Here is a 16305-nt window from a genome sequence, read left to right on the forward strand (position 1 = left end):
AAATCCTCAAAATTGTCACTTCAAACGAATGCCAAAATTACTTCACCGAGGCCGGATATGCCCAACCTAAATTCATTCCGCTCTAATCATTCGGTGCGCTGAACCACGGCCACATTCATTGTGCTTCGCAACCTGAAGCCGATGGACTCGTATAACGCTATGGCCGCGGCGTTGCTGGCATAGGCGTGGAGATAGGGAACTTCGCCGCGCGCCACTATCCGGTTTGCCACGAATAGGGACAGCAGCTTTCCTAGGCCACCGCCGCGAAATTCCGGATGTGAGCACACCCCGCTGAGTTCGGTATAACCAGGTTGCTTCATGCGCTCGCCGGCCATTGCCGCGAGCCTGCCCTCGATTTTCACACCCCAAAAATCGCCCAGGCTCAAGGCTTCGAGCGTGAATGGGCCAGGCTTGGTGAGCAATGCCAGGGCGAGCATCTCAGCAGCATCGTCTCGGGTCAGACGATGCACGCGCGGGTCGGAGACGATCTGCAATGGCTGCTCGGCGATCATCTGAACCCCGGCTGCGGTCGAAGTCGCGGAAAGCCCCGTGGGCAGAGCAATCGCGTCCGCTTGAAGCAGGATCACACTCTCGCCCGGGGAGACAAGCTTTTCGAGCGCCCGCAGGCTTTCCGGGTCGTCCGCGCCAGTGGCGGCGAAAGGGACGATCGACGGCCGATATCGCATGGCGAGGTTGTCACCCTCCGCGAAGGCCCGATGTCGCGTCTGAAGCCCGCTCCAGATAGGGCGGTCGAGCAGATGTCTCATTGCGCGGCACCCTCAGGCTTATTTACACGACGGTCGAGAGGAGCAGCGGCGAGGCCGTCCTCGATGGCAGCCAGCTGCTCAAGAAGCGGCCCCGAAAAACCTGCGCACAAATCCGCGACCACGTTCTCGATGCAAGGCCAGACGTCGCGCTTTGCGACATCGACCAGCCGCCGCCCGTCCCGAGTAAGCGAGACGATCCTGCGCCGCTGGTCATCGGTCGACGGACTGACTTCGAGCAGTCCCAATTCGGCCAGAAGCGAGACGCTTCGCGTTACGCCTGGCTGCGCGATGCCAAGGGATTGCGCCAGTTCCCCGACCGACAGCGGACCCAGCCTGTCGAGCGCGGCCAGCAGCGGGTATTGGCTCGCCTGAACCGGGACATCCAGCCTGTCGAGCAGGCGCTGCGCCTCCGCTTGCAGTTGCTCGCCTATACGCTTCAGCCTGCTGCCCAGGCACAGAAAGCCAAGCGATCGTATGACGTCTTCCATAGGCCAATTCATCCCCATGAACATCGATAATATGATATATAACAATGCATGAAAAGCAAGATCGAGGCATTCAAGCGCGGGTTCCAGGCATCGGGCGCAGGCCTATCGCCTTCGGCAAGGAAAGGTCGATCGGTCAGGCTGCTTCGCCTGGACGAGGCCCGTTCGATCAGTTGCGCAGCCGGTAGCCGGTCCTGAAGATCCAGGCGACGATCGTTATGCAGATGAGCAGGAAGACCACCGTCATGCCGAGGCTGACGCCGACCGAAACGTCGGACTTGCCGTAGAAGCTCCAGCGGAACCCACTGACCAGGTAGACCACCGGGTTGAACAGCGTCACCGTGCGCCAGATGCCGGGCAGCATGTTGATCGAATAGAAGCTGCCGCCGAGGAAGGTCAGCGGCGTGATGATCAGCAGCGGCACCAGCTGCAGCTGCTCGAAGCTCTTCGCCCAGATGCCGATGATAAAGCCGAACAGGCTGAAGGTCACCGCCGTCAGCACCAGGAAGGCGAGCATCCAGAACGGATGCTCGATCGTCAGCGGCACGAACAGCGAGGCCGTCGCCAGGATGATCAGGCCAAGCACGATCGACTTTGTCGCCGCGCCCCCGACATAGGCGATGACGATCTCCAGATAGGACACCGGCGCGGACAGCAATTCGTAGATCGAGCCGACGAATTTCGGAAAATAGATGGCGAAAGAGGCGTTGGAGATCGATTGCGTCAGCAGCGACAGCATGATCAGCCCCGGTACGATGAAGGCGCCGTAGCTGATGCCGTCGATCTCGGTGATGCGCGAGCCGATGGCCGAACCGAAGACGACGAAATAGAGCGACGTCGAAATCACCGGCGAAACGATGCTCTGCAGCACAGTGCGAAGGGCGCGCGCCATCTCCACCCGATAGATCGCCCATACCGCATGAAGATTCATGGCCGCGCGCGGGTTCATGCCGGTTTCCTCACCAGATTGACGAAGATCTCCTCGAGCGAGCTGTTTTCGGTATCGATGTCGCGGAACTGGATGCCGGCCGCCTCGAGCTCGCGGATCAGCGAGGCGACGCCCGGTCGTTCGCTCTGGTTGTCATAAGTATAGGTCAGCTGTCCGCCATCCGGCGAAAGCTCCAGCGCGTAGTGCGAAAAAGCATCGGGAACGGTGGCCAGGGGACTGCGCAGTTCCAGCACAAGCCGTTTGCGGCCAAGCTTGCGCATCAGCTCGGCCTTGTCCTCCACCAGCACGATCTCGCCGCGGTTGATGACGCCGACGCGGTCGGCCATCGCCTCGGCTTCTTCGATGTAATGCGTGGTCAGGATGATGGTGACGCCGTCTTCGCGCAGCCGGCGCACCATCGCCCACATGTCCTGGCGCAGCTCGACATCGACGCCTGCCGTCGGTTCGTCGAGGAACAGGATGCGCGGCTCGTGCGACAGCGCCTTGGCAATCATCAGCCGGCGCTTCATGCCGCCGGACAGCGTGATCGCCTTGGCGTCCTTCTTGTCCCAGAGCGACAGGTCGCGCAGCACTTTTTCGACGAACGCCTTGTCCGCCGGCTTGCCGAACAGGCCGCGGCTGTAGTTAACCGTCGCCCACACGCTCTCGAAGGCGTCGATGGTCAGTTCCTGCGGCACCAGCCCGATCAGACTGCGCGCGGCGCGGTAGTCGCGGTTGATGTCATGGCCGTCGACGGTGACGGAACCCGACGAGCGGTTGACGATGCCGCAGACGATCGAGATCAGCGTTGTCTTGCCGGCGCCATTCGGCCCGAGCAGCGCAAAGATCTCGCCGCGCACGATGTCGAGATTGATCTCCTTCAGCGCCTTGAAGCCGGTGGCGTAGGTCTTGGAGACCCCGGAAATCGAGATGATCGGCTGCATGGCTGAAAACGACTGCTTGAAACAGAGTTGTTGGTTTAATCCGCTGAATGTCGGTCCGCAAATCCGGATGTCAATGGCGCTCCCGACAGTTCTGGACATCGAGGTTCGCCGGAATAGGCAACACCTGCCCGGTCGTCCAGCCAAATTCCACGCAAAAGCAGATTAACCGCACTGCGGCGTTCCGCCTCGCGGCGGGACGCCGCTTTGACCGTCCGGTGCATCAAGCCTATCCTTCAACAAACAAGCAGCAGCCGGAGCCGCCATGGACCCGCTCATTCTGTCGCGCATACAGTTCGGCGCGAACATCTCGTTCCACATCCTGTTCCCGGCGATCACCATCGCGCTCGGCTGGGTGCTGCTGTTCTTCAAGCTCCGCTACAACGCGACAAACGATTCCGCCTGGATGCGCGCGTATTTCACCTGGGTTAAGGTATTCGCGCTGTCCTTCGCCATGGGCGTGGTTTCCGGCGTCACCATGAGTTTTCAGTTCGGCACCAACTGGCCGGGCTATATGGAGACGGTCGGCAACATTGCCGGCCCGCTGCTGGCCTACGAAATCCTGACCGCCTTCTTCCTCGAGGCGGCGTTCCTCGGCATCATGCTGTTCGGCTTCCGCCGCGTCTCGAACCGCGTCCATACGCTGGCGACGGTGCTGGTGGCCGGCGGCACCACCTTGTCCGCCTTCTGGATCATCGCGCTCAATTCGTGGATGCAGACACCGGCCGGTTTCGAGATGCGCAATGGTGTTGCGCACGCCACCGACTGGTGGGCCGTTGTCTTCAATCCGTCCATGCCCTACCGGCTCGTTCATATGCTGCTTGCTTCGGGGCTGACCGTCTCGTTCCTGATCGCCGGCCTGTCGGCGCTGCGCTATCTCTACGGCGATCGCTCGGAATCGATGTGGAAGGCCCTGCGCACCGGCGTCTTCACCGCCGCTATCCTGATTCCCATCCAGATCTTTGCCGGCGACCAGCACGGCCTCAACACGCTGGAACACCAGCCGCAGAAGATCGCCGCCATGGAAGCCAACTGGAACACCGGTCCCAACGTGCCGTTGGTGCTGTTTGCTCTTCCCGATGAAGCGGCCAAGCAGAACAGGTTCGAGCTCACCATTCCGGATGGCGCCAGCCTCATCCTCAGGCACAGCGCCGGCGGCATCGTGCCGGGTCTGAACGATTATGCCGGCAACCATCCGCCGGTATTTCCGGTGTTCTGGGGCTTTCGCATCATGGTCGGCACCGGCCTCCTGATGCTCGCCGTCTCCTGGTCGGCGGCCTTCTTCCTCAAGCGCCGCCACGGCCTGCCCAAGCCGCTGGCGCTTGTCATGGTGCCGATGGCGCTGTCCGGCTGGCTGGCGACGCTGGCCGGCTGGTACACCACCGAGATCGGCCGCCAGCCCTGGCTGGTCACCGGCGTGCTGCTTACCGCCGATGCTGTCGGGCCGGTCGCCGGCAGCCATGTCGCGCTGTCGCTCGCGGTCTATCTCATCCTCTACGTGCTGCTCTTGATCGCCTATCTCGGCGTGTTGGTGCATCTGGCATTGAAGGCGGCGAAGGATGGTGACACCTCGCCGCTACCGGGCGTCATGAACAGGCCGCTGTCGCAGCCGGTTGCGCAACCAGGAGAAACATCATGAGCGTCGACTGGCCGACCCTGCTGCCTCTGATCTTCGCCGGGCTGATGGGCCTCGCTATCCTGATCTACGTCATCCTCGACGGCTTCGATCTCGGCATCGGCATCCTGTTCGCCGCAGCCGAAGACACCGAACAGGATACGATGATCGCCGCCATCGGCCCGTTCTGGGACGCTAACGAGACCTGGCTGGTGCTGGCGGTCGGCCTGCTGCTGGTCGCCTTTCCATTGGCGCATGGCACCATTCTGACGGCGCTCTACATTCCGGTCTTCGTGCTGCTGGTCGGCTTGATCCTGCGCGGCGTCGCCTTCGATTTCCGCGCCAAGGTGCCGGCCGGCAGGAAGCACCGCTGGAACCGCATCTTTTTCCTCGGCTCGGTCGTCGCGTCGCTGGCGCAAGGTTATATGCTCGGCGTCTATGTGCTCGGCCTCGACGTCGGCCCCGGCGGCGTCGCTTTCGGCGCGCTGGTGGCGCTCTGCCTTGCCGCGGCCTACGCGGCGATGGGCGCGGCCTGGGTCATCTATAAGACCGAAGGCGATCTGCAGAAGAAGGCGGTGCTGTGGCTGCGCACGGCGCTGGTGCTGACCGCGCTCGGCATGGTCGCGGTATCGCTGGCCACGCCTTTTGCCAGCGCGCGCATCTTCGACAAATGGTTCGTCTGGCCGGCCATGCTCTATTTGTCGCCGCTGCCTATCCTGTCGGCAGTGCTGTTCCTGTGGCTGTGGCGCCAGACCTTCCATCTGCCGAAACCCGGCGACCGCCACGCGCTGCTCCCGTTCCTGACATTGGCCGCGATCTTCACGCTCGGCTTTGCCGGCCTCGCCTGGTCGTTCTACCCCTTCGTGGTGCCCGACCGGCTGACCATCTGGCAGGCTGCTTCGGCACCCGAAAGCCTGGCCGTCATCCTGGTCGGGACGGTCGTCGTGCTGCCGATCATCATCTTCTATTCGTTCTTTGCCTACCGGGTGTTCGCCGGCAAGGCGACGGATCTGACCTATGACTGACCGGCATAGCAGTCGCAGCCTGAAACAGAATATTCATCTTCAAGCGGAATAACCTTCTCTGGCCGGACCAGCAGAATCACCGGCAAGAAGAAGGGCAACAGAATGAACCCCTTTTTTGCGGCAGGACAGGATCGGCTGCTGCTTTTGCTGATCCGGACGGTCGCGCTGATCGGCGCACTCGCGCTTGCCGGCCTGCTGCCGGCCATGCCCCAGGCGCATGCCCAGGACGCGGCCAACTGGACGGGCGTGTGGGACACGAAGTGGCGCGGCGGCGGCGCCCAGATCAAGTTCGAGCAGACCGGCACTGACGTAAACGGCGTGTACCCGCTTTATAACGGCCGTATCGAGGCCAAGGCCGAAGGCGACAAGCTTGTCGGCCACTGGTTCGAAGGCGACCGCCAGGGCGCCTTCACCTTCGTCCAATCGCCTGACGGCGGCAGCTTCATGGGCCGCTTCGATGCCGCCACCGCCGAATGGTGGACAGGTGTGCGCGTCAGCGCCGTCGAGGACGTCCGTGTCGACCAGTCGAGCCCGATGAGCACCATGCGCTCGTTCCTGCAGACGATGAACGAGAGCGGCGCCGACAACGTGCCGCGCGCTACCGGCGGCGGCATGGGTCTTGCCGGTCTGGCAGCGGGTCTCGTCGACGTCACCGAGGCCGACCGCGGCGGCCTCAACATGCCCGATTACACCAAGCTTCTGTTCACCGTCATCGACAACGCGACGTTCCGTCTGTGGAGCCTGCCGCATGATGCGATCTCCGGCGACGAGGTGACGGCGACGCTGCCGCAATACGGCACCAGGGTCTCCTTCGCCGTCACTTTTCGCCGCAAGAATGGCGACTGGTTCATCGTCGGGCCGCCACTTGGCCAGCTCCAGGCAAAGCTCGCCGAATTCCAGGAAGCGCGTGGCGAAGCCGTCGACATGGTCGACGATCCGAGCAGGCTCGCCTCGCCGCGCGACACGTTCAAGGTTCTGTTGAGCGGCCTCACCGAAGCCGGCGACCCGGCCCAGGCGGCACTCGACCTGCGCAACTACAGTCAGGCGGTGCGTGGCGACGAGGCGTTCCTGCTCGAGCGCTATCTCAAAAAGGTCATCGACCGCATCGGCTACGTCTATTGGCAGGAGATCCCCGACGATCCGAAGAGCAACACCCCCTTCGTCTATTTCGAGCATCCCGCCGGCAACATCGTCATCGGCCCGGTCGAGACTGAGAAGGGCAAGATCTGGCAGTTCACGCCCGAGACGCTCGCCCACATCCGCGCGCTCTACGCCGATGTCGAAGACGTGCCGGTGGCGCCGGAATTCGCCGCTTTCGCCAGCACCGACCCGTTCTTCATCGCCCGTGGCCTCGCCCGCGAGATCAGCCCCGGCCTGCTTACCCGCGCCGGCCCGATGGAGCGCTGGCAATGGTCGATGCTCGGCCTTGCCGCACTGGCCGGCATCGTCTTCGGCTTCATCGCCAATGCGCTGATTTCCTTGTTTGTGCGAAGGACGGACAGCCCGGCCTTCTTCCGCATTGTCGAATGGGCGGTGCGCTCGATCGTGCTTGGCTTCTTCCTGCTGTTGACGCTGCGCCCGCTCGGTCTGCCGCAAGTGGTCGCCGCCCCGGTCAAGGCAATCGCCTGGAGCCTGGTCGTGATTGGCGCCGTGCCGGTGGTCTGGCACCTGATCGGCAAGGTCGCCGACCATTACCGTGGACTGTGGCAGGTGCCCGGCTATCACGACACGCTGATTTCGCTGTCCACCGGCGTGGCGCGCGTCGCCGTGCTGGTCGTCGCCTTCCTGCTGCTGGCCGAAGTGCTCGCCATCCCCTACGAAGGCGTCATTGCCGGTCTCGGCATCGGCGGTCTGGCGGTGGCGCTGGCCGCGCAGCCGACGCTGCAGAACTTCCTCTCCGGCCTGACGCTCTATGCCGATCGGCCGGTCAGCGTCGGCGACTTCTGCAAGTTCGGCGACCAGTCCGGCACGATCGAGCATATCGGCATGCGCTCGACGCGCATCCGGTCGCTCGACCGCACGATCATCTCGGTGCCAAACTCGGATTTCGCCGGCATGCAGATCGAGAACTACGCGCATCGCGACCGCACCCGGTTCGCGACGACGCTGCAGCTGCGCTACGAAACGACGCCCGATCAGCTACGTTACGTCCTGGCCGAGCTGCGCAAGCTGCTGATTGCCCATCCGCGCGTCATCGATGAGCCGTGCCGCGTGCGCTTTGCCGGCTTCGGCGCCTATTCGCTCGACATCGACGTGTTCACCTACGTCAAAACCGCCGACGTGGCCGAGTTCCAAGCCATCCGCGAGGACATCCTGCTGTCCATGATCAACATCATGGATGATGCCGGCGCGCAGTTCGCCTTCCCTTCGTCACTGGAATACAGAGCCACCGACCTTCCGGTCGACGACGAAAAACGCATCGCCGCGGAGAAAAGGGTCAGCGCTTGGCGCGAGGCGCAAAGCCTGCCTTTCCCCGACTTCAGCCAGATCGACAAATTCGCCCTCAACAACACACTTGCCTACCCGCCTGAGGGCTCGGCGCTTTATCGCGAGACAGAACCCGACCCGGACTCGGCCGAGGCAAAGGCGACGCTGGAGAAGGTGCGATGGAGCCTGCCCTGGAAAAAGGGGGATTAGTGCGAAGCGCAGAAACTGCTGATCTCCCCCCTTGAGGGGGAGATGTCGCTGAAAGCGACAGAGGGTCGCCGCGCGTGGAGTGCCAATTTCGTCTTCCTCGATATGCCGGACCGCGTCGCGCCAACCGAACCGACCCCCTCTGGCCTGCCGGCTATCTCCCCCTCAAGGGGGTGATCAGCAGGCCCCCCCAAAAAGCTCAGCTCTTGTTGGCGGCCAGCACCAGCACCGGCTTTTCGCTGTAAAGATTGGGGAACAGCCGCTTCAGGTTCTCGACCTTGGGCAAATCGTTGTAGACGATATAGGGATAGGTCGGGTTGAGCGTCAGAAAATCCTGGTGATAGTCCTCGGCCGGATAGAAGGTCTTGCCGGTCTCCAGCGTCGTCACGATCGGCTTGGGAAACACCTTGGCCTTGTCGAGCTGGGCGATGTAGCTTTCGGCGATCTTTTTCTGCGTGTCGTTTTCGGCAAAGATCGTCGAACGGTACTGGGTGCCGCTGTCCGGACCCTGGTAGTTCAGTTGCGTCGGGTTGTGCGCCACCGAGAAATACACCTGCAGCAGCTGGCCGTAGGTCACCTCGGACGGCTCGTAGGTGATCTCGACGGATTCGGCATGGCCCGTCCGGCTGGTGCCGACCATTTCATAGACGGCCGTGTCCTTGTCGCCGCCGGCATAGCCGGAAACGGCGCTGGTGACGCCCTTGACGTGCTGGAACACGCCTTGCACACCCCAGAAGCAGCCGCCGGCGAAGACCGCCTTTTCGGTGCCGGCGGTGGCCTTCTCGTCCATTGCCGGCGGCGGGATCACCACCGCGTCTTCGGCCGAAACTGCCGGCGTCTGCCAGAATACGGCCGCGGCGGCCGTGAGGATGAGCGTGGCAAGTGCTGCTTTTGCGAAAATCGACGATCGTTTCACGACTCCGGTCATGTCTGATCTCCCATGATGCTGGTTTGGATTATACGACGGATAGGTCCGCCGGGCTCTCACATTGCTGTGCGCATCGCCTATTTGGCCGGAGCCATGGCATCGCAGGCCTTGGTCGCTTCGGCTTTCTTCATGGCGTCCGTCTCGGCGGCGGCCTTGTTCATGCAGTCGGCCTTCATCGGATCGCCCGCCTTCATCGCGGTCGTGGCCATCGCGTCAGCCGCCATGGCGCCGGCCGGCTTCATGGCATCCGTTGCCGGCTTCATTGCGTCCATTGCCGGCTTCATGGCGTCCGTTGCCGGCTTCATGGTGTTTGTCGCTATCGCTGGCTTCATCGCATCTTCGGCCCGCGCCGCGCCTCCGGCGAACAGCGCCGTCGAGCAAAGTGCGAAGGCGAGTGCCGCCAGGGTCGGGCGATTGGTCAAACGATTGGTCATGATGATCTCCTTGGGTTTGGCAGGGGTTGACGGCATGCGGCGGCGCCGCTGCGGCGTTGCGCAAATTTCGGAACGGGTTCTAATTCGCTGCGGCAGCGAGGATCGGCCCGCCGCCCGGCACCTGCACCAGCACCGCTGTGCTGAGGCCGCCCGTCGCCGCCGGCAGCGGCAGTGCGGTGGCGTCGCCGGTCCAACTGCCCAGCCTGGTCAGCGAATGCACGACATTGGCGTGCGGCAGCGTGCGGCCGGTGTTTTCGCCGCGCGCCACCGGCACCTCGACGATGCCCTTGCCGTAACGCACCAGCCAGACGTCGGCCTTGCCGCCGGGCACCGGACTGGCGCCGATGCTGACCTTTCCGCCGGCGAGCGACAGCGAAGGTCCGTCACCGTGGCCGCCGCTCGAAATCAGCTGCTCGATCTCGCCCGGCCTGGCGCCGACGGCATCGGCCCTGCCATTGACCACCACTTGCGGCGTGAACGGGCCGGAACGGCCGAGCGACGGTTCATAGCGGACCTGGCGCTGCGTGAATTCTTCTTTGCCGAATGTGTCCTTCCAGCCGAGATAGTCCCAGTAGGTGACGTTGAAGGACAGCGCCAGCACGCCGGGCCGGTCCTTGACCTTGATCAGATTGGCGTTGGCCGGCGGACAGGACGAGCAGCCCTGGCTGGTGAACAGCTCTACGACGGTCAGCGTCTGGCCGGCGGCCGCGCTGGTTGCCGACAGCACAGTCGCCGAAAACAGTGCCGCGGCGAGCCCCATCAGGGCTGTGCTGCGTTTCGCTGTCGATCCGGGCATCGCATTTCTCCTGCGCAGACATCGTGTCATGTCCACACTTCGCCGCCGACGCACGCTTCGTTACAGCATCACCGCTTCGTGATTGAGGAGAAGTCCGAGTTCCTAGAGCATTGGCGAGAGCCGAGGCGATGTCCGATCTCCCCCTTGAGGACCCACAAGGGGGAGGTAGGCACTCAAGTCGCCCCTATTGTGTGAGCACGGTTTCCGAAGGCCGCTTGTTGAACGCGCACTTGCCGGTCACAAAATAGGAAAAATCGGCATCATCTATGGTGTTGTTGGTAAGTGATCCGCCATCTTCCCACGCTTGACTGCTGGTGATGCCGCACGGCACGGCCTCAAAGATGTCGACAGTCGTATTGGCCAGCGTCTTGACCTTGTCGATGAACAATCGGTCGGACGTGGCCGGATCGTCCGATCGCAGGGTGTCTTTCGTGCCCGACGCCAGATAGCCGCCGCCAAGACCAGGATTGGGATTCGGAATCTTCATCTCCAGAGACAGGTTATCCATGTCCTTCACATCGATCACCGCACCGGCGCCGGTCGCGGGATACATCGTGTTGACGCAGGTGGTTGCGTATTTCCTGGTGCCGCTGATCTGAGTGATTGTGCCGGTGGGCAAGCCATAGAAGCTGGTCACCGTGACGGTCGTGCATACTTGTTTCTGGACCAGCGTCTCCGTCGTTCCGTTGATCGTGTAAACAGAGGACGTCCCGTAGCCTTTGGGATCGCCAAACCTGTTGTACGCGTAGGAGATCCTCATCAGCTTGTTGGCCACCGTGTCCCCGAATTTGGTGCCGTAGAGCGTCACCGTCTTGTCCCACCAGCCAGAGATCTTGTCGACCTTGAACGTGGCCTCCACCAATGCCGGCCGCTTTGTCACTGCCGACGCAACGCCGACCTGCACCGTGTTGATCCTGGCGATCTGCATGAAATTCGTCGGCATGGCAAAGCCGGCCGAAGCCTTGATGCTGGCGGCGCCGTCGGTGGCGACGACGAAGCTGTCGAGCTTGGCCGTGCCTTGCCCGCCATTGGCCAGATATGAGTCCTGCAGGCTTACCTGGCGGTCCGCCAACGTCGTAGTCGTCGCAAGCGTCGTGATCGACAGCGACGCTGCATCGAGAGCGTTCTGCATCGATGCCCTGGTTGAAACCGCGGAGGTATAGTCGATGGAAAAACCCAATGCGGCAACCATCGGGATAAGCAAGATGGCGAGCAATGGCGCGAACGAGCCGCTCACCGATTTGAGAAATTTGCGTGCTGACAACGGCATTCCGATCCCCCCGAACGGCGATAGACCGGTGGGCTATCACGCCGGGCGCGAACTATGCTCTAATCTCATGGATCAAAGTTTAACGACTTTGCCGCCCCGCCACCGCACCCGCGTCCCGCCGCTTGCCGATGTAGCGTGCCCCTGCTAAAGCGCGCCGCATGACCACGCCGATCAAGAACATCCGCAACTTCTCCATCGTTGCCCATATCGACCATGGCAAATCCACGCTTGCCGACCGGCTGATCCAGTCGACCGGCGGGCTGGAGCTGCGCGACATGAAGGAGCAGGTGCTGGACTCGATGGACATCGAGCGCGAGCGCGGCATCACCATCAAGGCGCAGACGGTGCGGCTAAAATACCGCGCCAACAATGGACAGGATTATGTCCTCAACCTGATCGACACGCCCGGCCATGTCGACTTCGCCTATGAAGTGTCGCGCTCGCTCGCCGCCTGTGAAGGTTCGCTGCTGGTCGTCGACGCCTCGCAAGGCGTCGAGGCGCAGACGCTGGCCAATGTCTACCAGGCGATCGACAACAACCACGAAATCGTCGTGGTGCTGAACAAGGTCGACCTGCCCGCCGCCGAGCCCGAGCGCATCCGCGAACAGGTCGAGGAGGTGATCGGCATCGACGCTTCCAACGCCGTACTGATCTCGGCCAAGACCGGGCTCGGCATTCCCGACGTGCTGGAAGCGATCGTCAACGATCTGCCGCCGCCGCGCGAGGGCGACATCGCGGCCCCGCTGAAGGCGATGCTGGTCGACAGCTGGTACGACGCCTATCTCGGCGTCATCGTGCTGGTCCGCATCATCGACGGCGTCTTGAAAAAGGGCCAGACCATCCGCATGATGGGTACCGGCGCCAGGTACCTGGTCGAGCGCACCGGCGTCTTTACGCCAGCCCGCATCAATGTCGACGAGCTCGGCCCCGGCGAGTTCGGTTTCTTCACCGGCTCGATCAAGGAGGTTGCCGACACCCGCGTCGGCGACACCATCACCGAGGACAAGCGGCCGACGGCACAGGCCCTGCCCGGCTTCAAGCCGGCACAGCCGGTGGTGTTCTGCGGCCTGTTCCCGGTCGACGCCGCCGATTTCGAGGATCTGCGCGCCGCGGTCGGCAAGCTGCGTCTCAACGACGCCTCCTTCTCCTTTGAAATGGAAACCAGCGCCGCGCTCGGCTTCGGCTATCGCTGCGGCTTCCTCGGCCTGCTGCATCTCGAAATCATCCAGGAGCGGCTGGAGCGCGAGTTCAATCTCGACCTCATCGCCACCGCGCCTAGCGTCGTCTACCGCCTGCTGTTGAACGACGGCTCGGTCAAGGAACTGCACAACCCGGCCGACATGCCCGACGTGGTCAAGATTGCGGCCATCGAGGAGCCATGGATCCGCGCCACCATCCTCACCCCCGACGACTATCTCGGCGGTATCCTGAAACTCTGCCAGGACCGGCGCGGCATTCAGGCCGACCTCTCCTATGTCGGCAAGCGCGCCATGCTGATCTACGATCTGCCGCTCAACGAGGTGGTCTTCGACTTCTACGACCGGCTGAAGTCGATCTCCAAGGGCTACGCCTCCTTCGACTATCATTTGACCGACTACAAGGAAGGCGACCTGGTGAAAATGTCGATCCTGGTCAATGAGGAGCCGGTCGACGCGCTGTCGATGCTTGTCCACCGCACGGCGGCGGAAAAGCGCGGCCGCCAGATGTGCGAGAAGCTGAAGGAGCTGATCCCGCATCATCTGTTCAAGATCCCGATCCAGGCGGCGATCGGCGGCAAGGTCATCGCCCGCGAGACCATCTCGGCGCTGCGCAAGGACGTCACCGCCAAATGCTACGGCGGCGACGTCTCACGCAAACGCAAGCTGCTCGACAAGCAGAAAGAGGGCAAGAAGCGGATGCGGCAGTTCGGCAAGGTGGACATCCCGCAGGAAGCGTTTATCCAGGCGCTGAAGATGGGGGATTGAGGGGCTATGAGTTATTCTTACTGACAACAACTTGTTTATCAAGCGCGCGCTCGTTCGCGCGCCCGTCGTGTCAGACTGATAATGTTTGGACGCGCGCCGCCTCTGCGCATTTGAAGGCCTATTCTGAATAGCTCTGGAACTTCAAACCGTCCTTCTTCTTGGTACGCAACGCCATACTTTTCCAAATTCTCCAAATCTCCATCCGACAAGCCCAGACCTTGAGCCTCGATGCGCGAAAAAGGTGTAACAAAACCGGGAGCTTTTCTAAATTTTTCGAATATAGCCTCTAGTTGAGTAACCTCTTTGGGATACTCCTCGACCTTTTTCTCACTTGTAAATTCAACAGCGGCCTTTAAAGCGGAAGGCGCCAGCAATCGGTCATCTAGGCCATGGCCTCGAGAGTATTTTGCCGCCTCTCCTACAAATCGAACAAGATCTCTTGCAGTTAGCCGACCAGTAAGGTCTGTAAGTACAGAAATAACCCACTCAGTTGTCCGTGCTTCGCGGCTGTCATCTTTACCTAGCTTGACACCCCATATGCGTCGAAGATCATTCTCCTGTAGCTCTGGTGATGAGTGGGAGAGACGCCAATCGCTCGACCAAAGCCCAGGGATCGCACCACTATTGCTAACAAGCCAAACGACTAGTTCCTTAATATCAATGTCTCGCCAAGTCAGCGCATAGTTCGAAAAAACAGCACGAAGCTGTCCGGCGTTTTGGGCGATAGCCGCCTGGATCATATCAGCGCGGACAAATGCTATGTATCCAATCGGTCGCCCGGCTTCTTCTCGAAGGCGCAAGGGCACATCCAAGAGCAAAGAAGCAAGTGCTGCCGCCTCATTCGCTCGATTGAATGGGTCGGTTAGCACCTCTTCCAGCCCCTCTACGAGCACGACAGGTCTTACCGCCGCCAACTTGGCTGCAGCTAGGAAGTCTGGCCAAGCGGTGTCCCCAATAAATCCTGCCGAATTTGCAATCTGCGAAAGCCAAAAGCCCAGCCAGTCGCTTTGCGGTACTTTGGTAAGCTGCTCTCGAATGGCTTGCGTAGTTTCGGAGAGCGTCGCGGGTTTTCCCCCCGACAGCACGGCACTGGCCCGGGTTCTTCTCTCGCCGACAAGCGATGTGATCTTATCGCTGGTCAAAGATCCGAATGTGGGGATGAAAGGACCCTCGAACGAGCTTTTATTTGTAGTTTGAAGAGCAGCAACTGAGGCGTTCCAGCTGCCGCGCTCCAGGAAAAATCTTGCCGTCAGAGTCTTGCCAGTTCCTTTGGCTCCCTCAACGACGACAACGGGCGGTTGGCTCAAGAAATCCGTTGCAAGCCGCTCAAGTGGCGGCGTGACAAGCGGGGTTGCAAGATCGCTAGCAGTTTCCGCAAAAGTTAGCTTTGAGGCGAATTCTTCCAGCTGCCGGCAACGTTTGTCCGCCTCGAATGGTGGCGCAACCGGGACGGTTTGCTGTGGTTCCGAACCACTAAGCGCCTCCCACCCTGCCCAATCGGCCATCTCACCCTTTAATTGAGGTATGAAGCTCGAAGTAGTCAGCTCTCTCACAAAAGGGTCCCACTCTCCCGACATCGCTATTAGTTCAGCCAAGTGCGGGATAAACCCGACTGCCACTGGACTTGCCTCTGTGTCATCGTCGTCGTCGAATGACGGAAATTCTTCGGCTGCGCTCAATGTAAGGCGCCCTGCAAGATCGCCACGATACTTGAAATCTCCAAACCGCGATATTGGGAGTTGGTTGAACAATACAAAAGGCTGACGTCCGCGAACTCCGGTCTGTTCTTCAACCATTCCAAGTGTTCGCATCATGCTTATTAGCGCTGCAACGGACTGACCAGAGGTGCTCGAAACGAAAACCCGTTCCACAGACGGATCAGCGAGAAACTGAAGAGACACGTCAACAAGGCCCGCTCGCAAGTCTACCACAGCAGCTCGGCAGCCAAGGCGGCTTGCTAGTTCTCGCACCAAATCTGGTACAACGAAGGGATCGTCGCTACGAGCTGCTTGGAGATTTTCGGGCCGGATAGCAAAACCTGAAAGATCATCTAGCAGGCGTTTAACGGGTAAAACGTATACGCCGTTTACAAGTTGATCGATCATTCTCCTGCTGACGAAGTCCAACGTGGCTTGAAATCCGTCGGTTCGATCTGCGTGAGCTAGCGCTAGCAAATCTTCCAAGGATATCGTGAATCCCGATTTTCGGCTTTGAAGTAGAAAGCTTATACCAGGGGCTTCGAAATCGGCATCCACTAGCAGAACTGGTCCAGAATTCTCATTTGCTACCTCAAGCGAGAAAGCTAAGGCTGTCGTTGTCCTTCCAACACCTCCTTTGACACTGTGAAAAGCAAAGACCGGTGGTCCTTTTTTGTCGCCTCGTGCCGGAAACTCGACGTCAAAATATCTCTCACCGTCAAGAGCAGCATTAGGCCGATAGTGTTGAAAAAGTCCGGGTTGCAGCAGTCCTGAAGCACTGATTCAATCTTCGTCGTAAGAGGAGATTGAGTCGATGATGG

Annotated in this window: 13 protein-coding genes; 4 read left to right on the forward strand and 9 right to left on the reverse strand. The window is 61.1% G+C overall.

Going from position 1 to position 16305, the window contains the following annotated elements; translation table 11 throughout:
* Positions 1-86: 86 nt before the first annotated feature.
* The 4 genes from NKH41_RS32430 to NKH41_RS32445 all read right to left on the reverse strand — a co-directional run bounded on the left by NKH41_RS32430 (position 87) and on the right by NKH41_RS32445 (position 3124).
* On the reverse strand, positions 87-767 hold the full coding sequence (locus tag NKH41_RS32430) for a GNAT family N-acetyltransferase (RefSeq protein WP_352539810.1): 681 nt from the start codon (positions 765-767) through the stop codon (positions 87-89).
* On the reverse strand, positions 764-1255 hold the full coding sequence (locus tag NKH41_RS32435) for a MarR family winged helix-turn-helix transcriptional regulator (protein ID WP_352539811.1): 492 nt from the start codon (positions 1253-1255) through the stop codon (positions 764-766). The genes NKH41_RS32430 and NKH41_RS32435 overlap by 4 nt, the downstream gene beginning before the upstream one ends.
* Positions 1256-1421: 166 nt before the next feature.
* Positions 1422-2183, reverse strand: a complete 762-nt coding sequence (locus tag NKH41_RS32440) for an ABC transporter permease (protein WP_352472853.1) — start codon at positions 2181-2183, stop codon at positions 1422-1424.
* Between the two features lie 14 nt (positions 2184-2197).
* Complete coding sequence (locus NKH41_RS32445; protein WP_352539812.1) at positions 2198-3124, reverse strand: ABC transporter ATP-binding protein; 927 nt, start codon at positions 3122-3124, stop codon at positions 2198-2200.
* A 262-nt stretch (positions 3125-3386) separates the two neighbouring features.
* Between NKH41_RS32445 and NKH41_RS32450 the strand changes: the two genes are divergently transcribed.
* From NKH41_RS32450 to NKH41_RS32460, 3 genes are all read left to right on the forward strand, one after another.
* Positions 3387-4760, forward strand: coding sequence for a cytochrome ubiquinol oxidase subunit I (locus NKH41_RS32450; protein WP_352770230.1), 1374 nt, complete (start codon positions 3387-3389; stop codon positions 4758-4760).
* Positions 4757-5761, forward strand: coding sequence for a cytochrome d ubiquinol oxidase subunit II (locus tag NKH41_RS32455; protein WP_352539814.1), 1005 nt, complete (start codon positions 4757-4759; stop codon positions 5759-5761). Before NKH41_RS32450 ends, NKH41_RS32455 begins: the two co-directional genes overlap by 4 nt.
* Positions 5762-5863: 102 nt before the next feature.
* Positions 5864-8398 (forward strand): mechanosensitive ion channel family protein, encoded by a 2535-nt coding sequence (locus NKH41_RS32460; RefSeq protein WP_352770233.1) that lies wholly within the window; start codon positions 5864-5866, stop codon positions 8396-8398.
* Between the two features lie 196 nt (positions 8399-8594).
* Here NKH41_RS32460 and msrA read toward each other — a convergent pair whose 3' ends face one another.
* The 4 genes from msrA to NKH41_RS32480 all read right to left on the reverse strand — a co-directional run bounded on the left by msrA (position 8595) and on the right by NKH41_RS32480 (position 11823).
* Positions 8595-9323 carry a peptide-methionine (S)-S-oxide reductase MsrA gene (msrA, locus tag NKH41_RS32465; protein ID WP_352770235.1) on the reverse strand — a complete coding sequence of 243 codons (729 nt, stop codon included), beginning with the start codon at positions 9321-9323 and terminating at the stop codon, positions 8595-8597.
* Between the two features lie 77 nt (positions 9324-9400).
* Complete coding sequence (locus NKH41_RS32470) at positions 9401-9757, reverse strand: hypothetical protein (protein WP_352770238.1); 357 nt, start codon at positions 9755-9757, stop codon at positions 9401-9403.
* Positions 9758-9836: 79 nt separating this feature from the next.
* Complete coding sequence (locus tag NKH41_RS32475; RefSeq protein ID WP_502895686.1) at positions 9837-10553, reverse strand: DUF1223 domain-containing protein; 717 nt, start codon at positions 10551-10553, stop codon at positions 9837-9839.
* A gap of 184 nt (positions 10554-10737) precedes the next feature.
* Positions 10738-11823 (reverse strand): TadE/TadG family type IV pilus assembly protein, encoded by a 1086-nt coding sequence (locus tag NKH41_RS32480; protein WP_352770240.1) that lies wholly within the window; start codon positions 11821-11823, stop codon positions 10738-10740.
* Between the two features lie 158 nt (positions 11824-11981).
* Between NKH41_RS32480 and lepA the strand changes: the two genes are divergently transcribed.
* Positions 11982-13787, forward strand: a complete 1806-nt coding sequence (gene lepA / locus NKH41_RS32485) for a translation elongation factor 4 (RefSeq protein WP_352539818.1) — start codon at positions 11982-11984, stop codon at positions 13785-13787.
* A 38-nt stretch (positions 13788-13825) separates the two neighbouring features.
* Here lepA and NKH41_RS32490 read toward each other — a convergent pair whose 3' ends face one another.
* Complete coding sequence (locus NKH41_RS32490) at positions 13826-16267, reverse strand: KGGVGR-motif variant AAA ATPase (RefSeq protein ID WP_502906079.1); 2442 nt, start codon at positions 16265-16267, stop codon at positions 13826-13828.
* Positions 16268-16305: the final 38 nt, after the last annotated feature.

It is taken from the genome of Mesorhizobium sp. M1169, from assembly GCF_040318345.1.
Classification (GTDB): Bacteria; Pseudomonadota; Alphaproteobacteria; order Rhizobiales; family Rhizobiaceae; genus Mesorhizobium.

Bases quoted from the DNA above. Each gene is read 5' to 3' on its own strand.
- NKH41_RS32430 (WP_352539810.1), bottom strand. From the start codon at position 767: ATGAGACATCTGCTCGACCGCCCTATCTGGAGCGGGCTTCAGACGCGA.
- NKH41_RS32435 (WP_352539811.1), bottom strand. From the start codon at position 1,255: ATGGAAGACGTCATACGATCGCTTGGCTTTCTGTGCCTGGGCAGCAGG.
- NKH41_RS32440 (WP_352472853.1), bottom strand. From the start codon at position 2,183: ATGAATCTTCATGCGGTATGGGCGATCTATCGGGTGGAGATGGCGCGC.
- NKH41_RS32445 (WP_352539812.1), bottom strand. From the start codon at position 3,124: ATGCAGCCGATCATCTCGATTTCCGGGGTCTCCAAGACCTACGCCACC.
- NKH41_RS32450 (WP_352770230.1), top strand. From the start codon at position 3,387: ATGGACCCGCTCATTCTGTCGCGCATACAGTTCGGCGCGAACATCTCG.
- NKH41_RS32455 (WP_352539814.1), top strand. From the start codon at position 4,757: ATGAGCGTCGACTGGCCGACCCTGCTGCCTCTGATCTTCGCCGGGCTG.
- NKH41_RS32460 (WP_352770233.1), top strand. From the start codon at position 5,864: ATGAACCCCTTTTTTGCGGCAGGACAGGATCGGCTGCTGCTTTTGCTG.
- msrA (WP_352770235.1), bottom strand. From the start codon at position 9,323: ATGACCGGAGTCGTGAAACGATCGTCGATTTTCGCAAAAGCAGCACTT.
- NKH41_RS32470 (WP_352770238.1), bottom strand. From the start codon at position 9,757: ATGACCAATCGTTTGACCAATCGCCCGACCCTGGCGGCACTCGCCTTC.
- NKH41_RS32475 (WP_502895686.1), bottom strand. From the start codon at position 10,553: ATGCCCGGATCGACAGCGAAACGCAGCACAGCCCTGATGGGGCTCGCC.
- NKH41_RS32480 (WP_352770240.1), bottom strand. From the start codon at position 11,823: ATGCCGTTGTCAGCACGCAAATTTCTCAAATCGGTGAGCGGCTCGTTC.
- lepA (WP_352539818.1), top strand. From the start codon at position 11,982: ATGACCACGCCGATCAAGAACATCCGCAACTTCTCCATCGTTGCCCAT.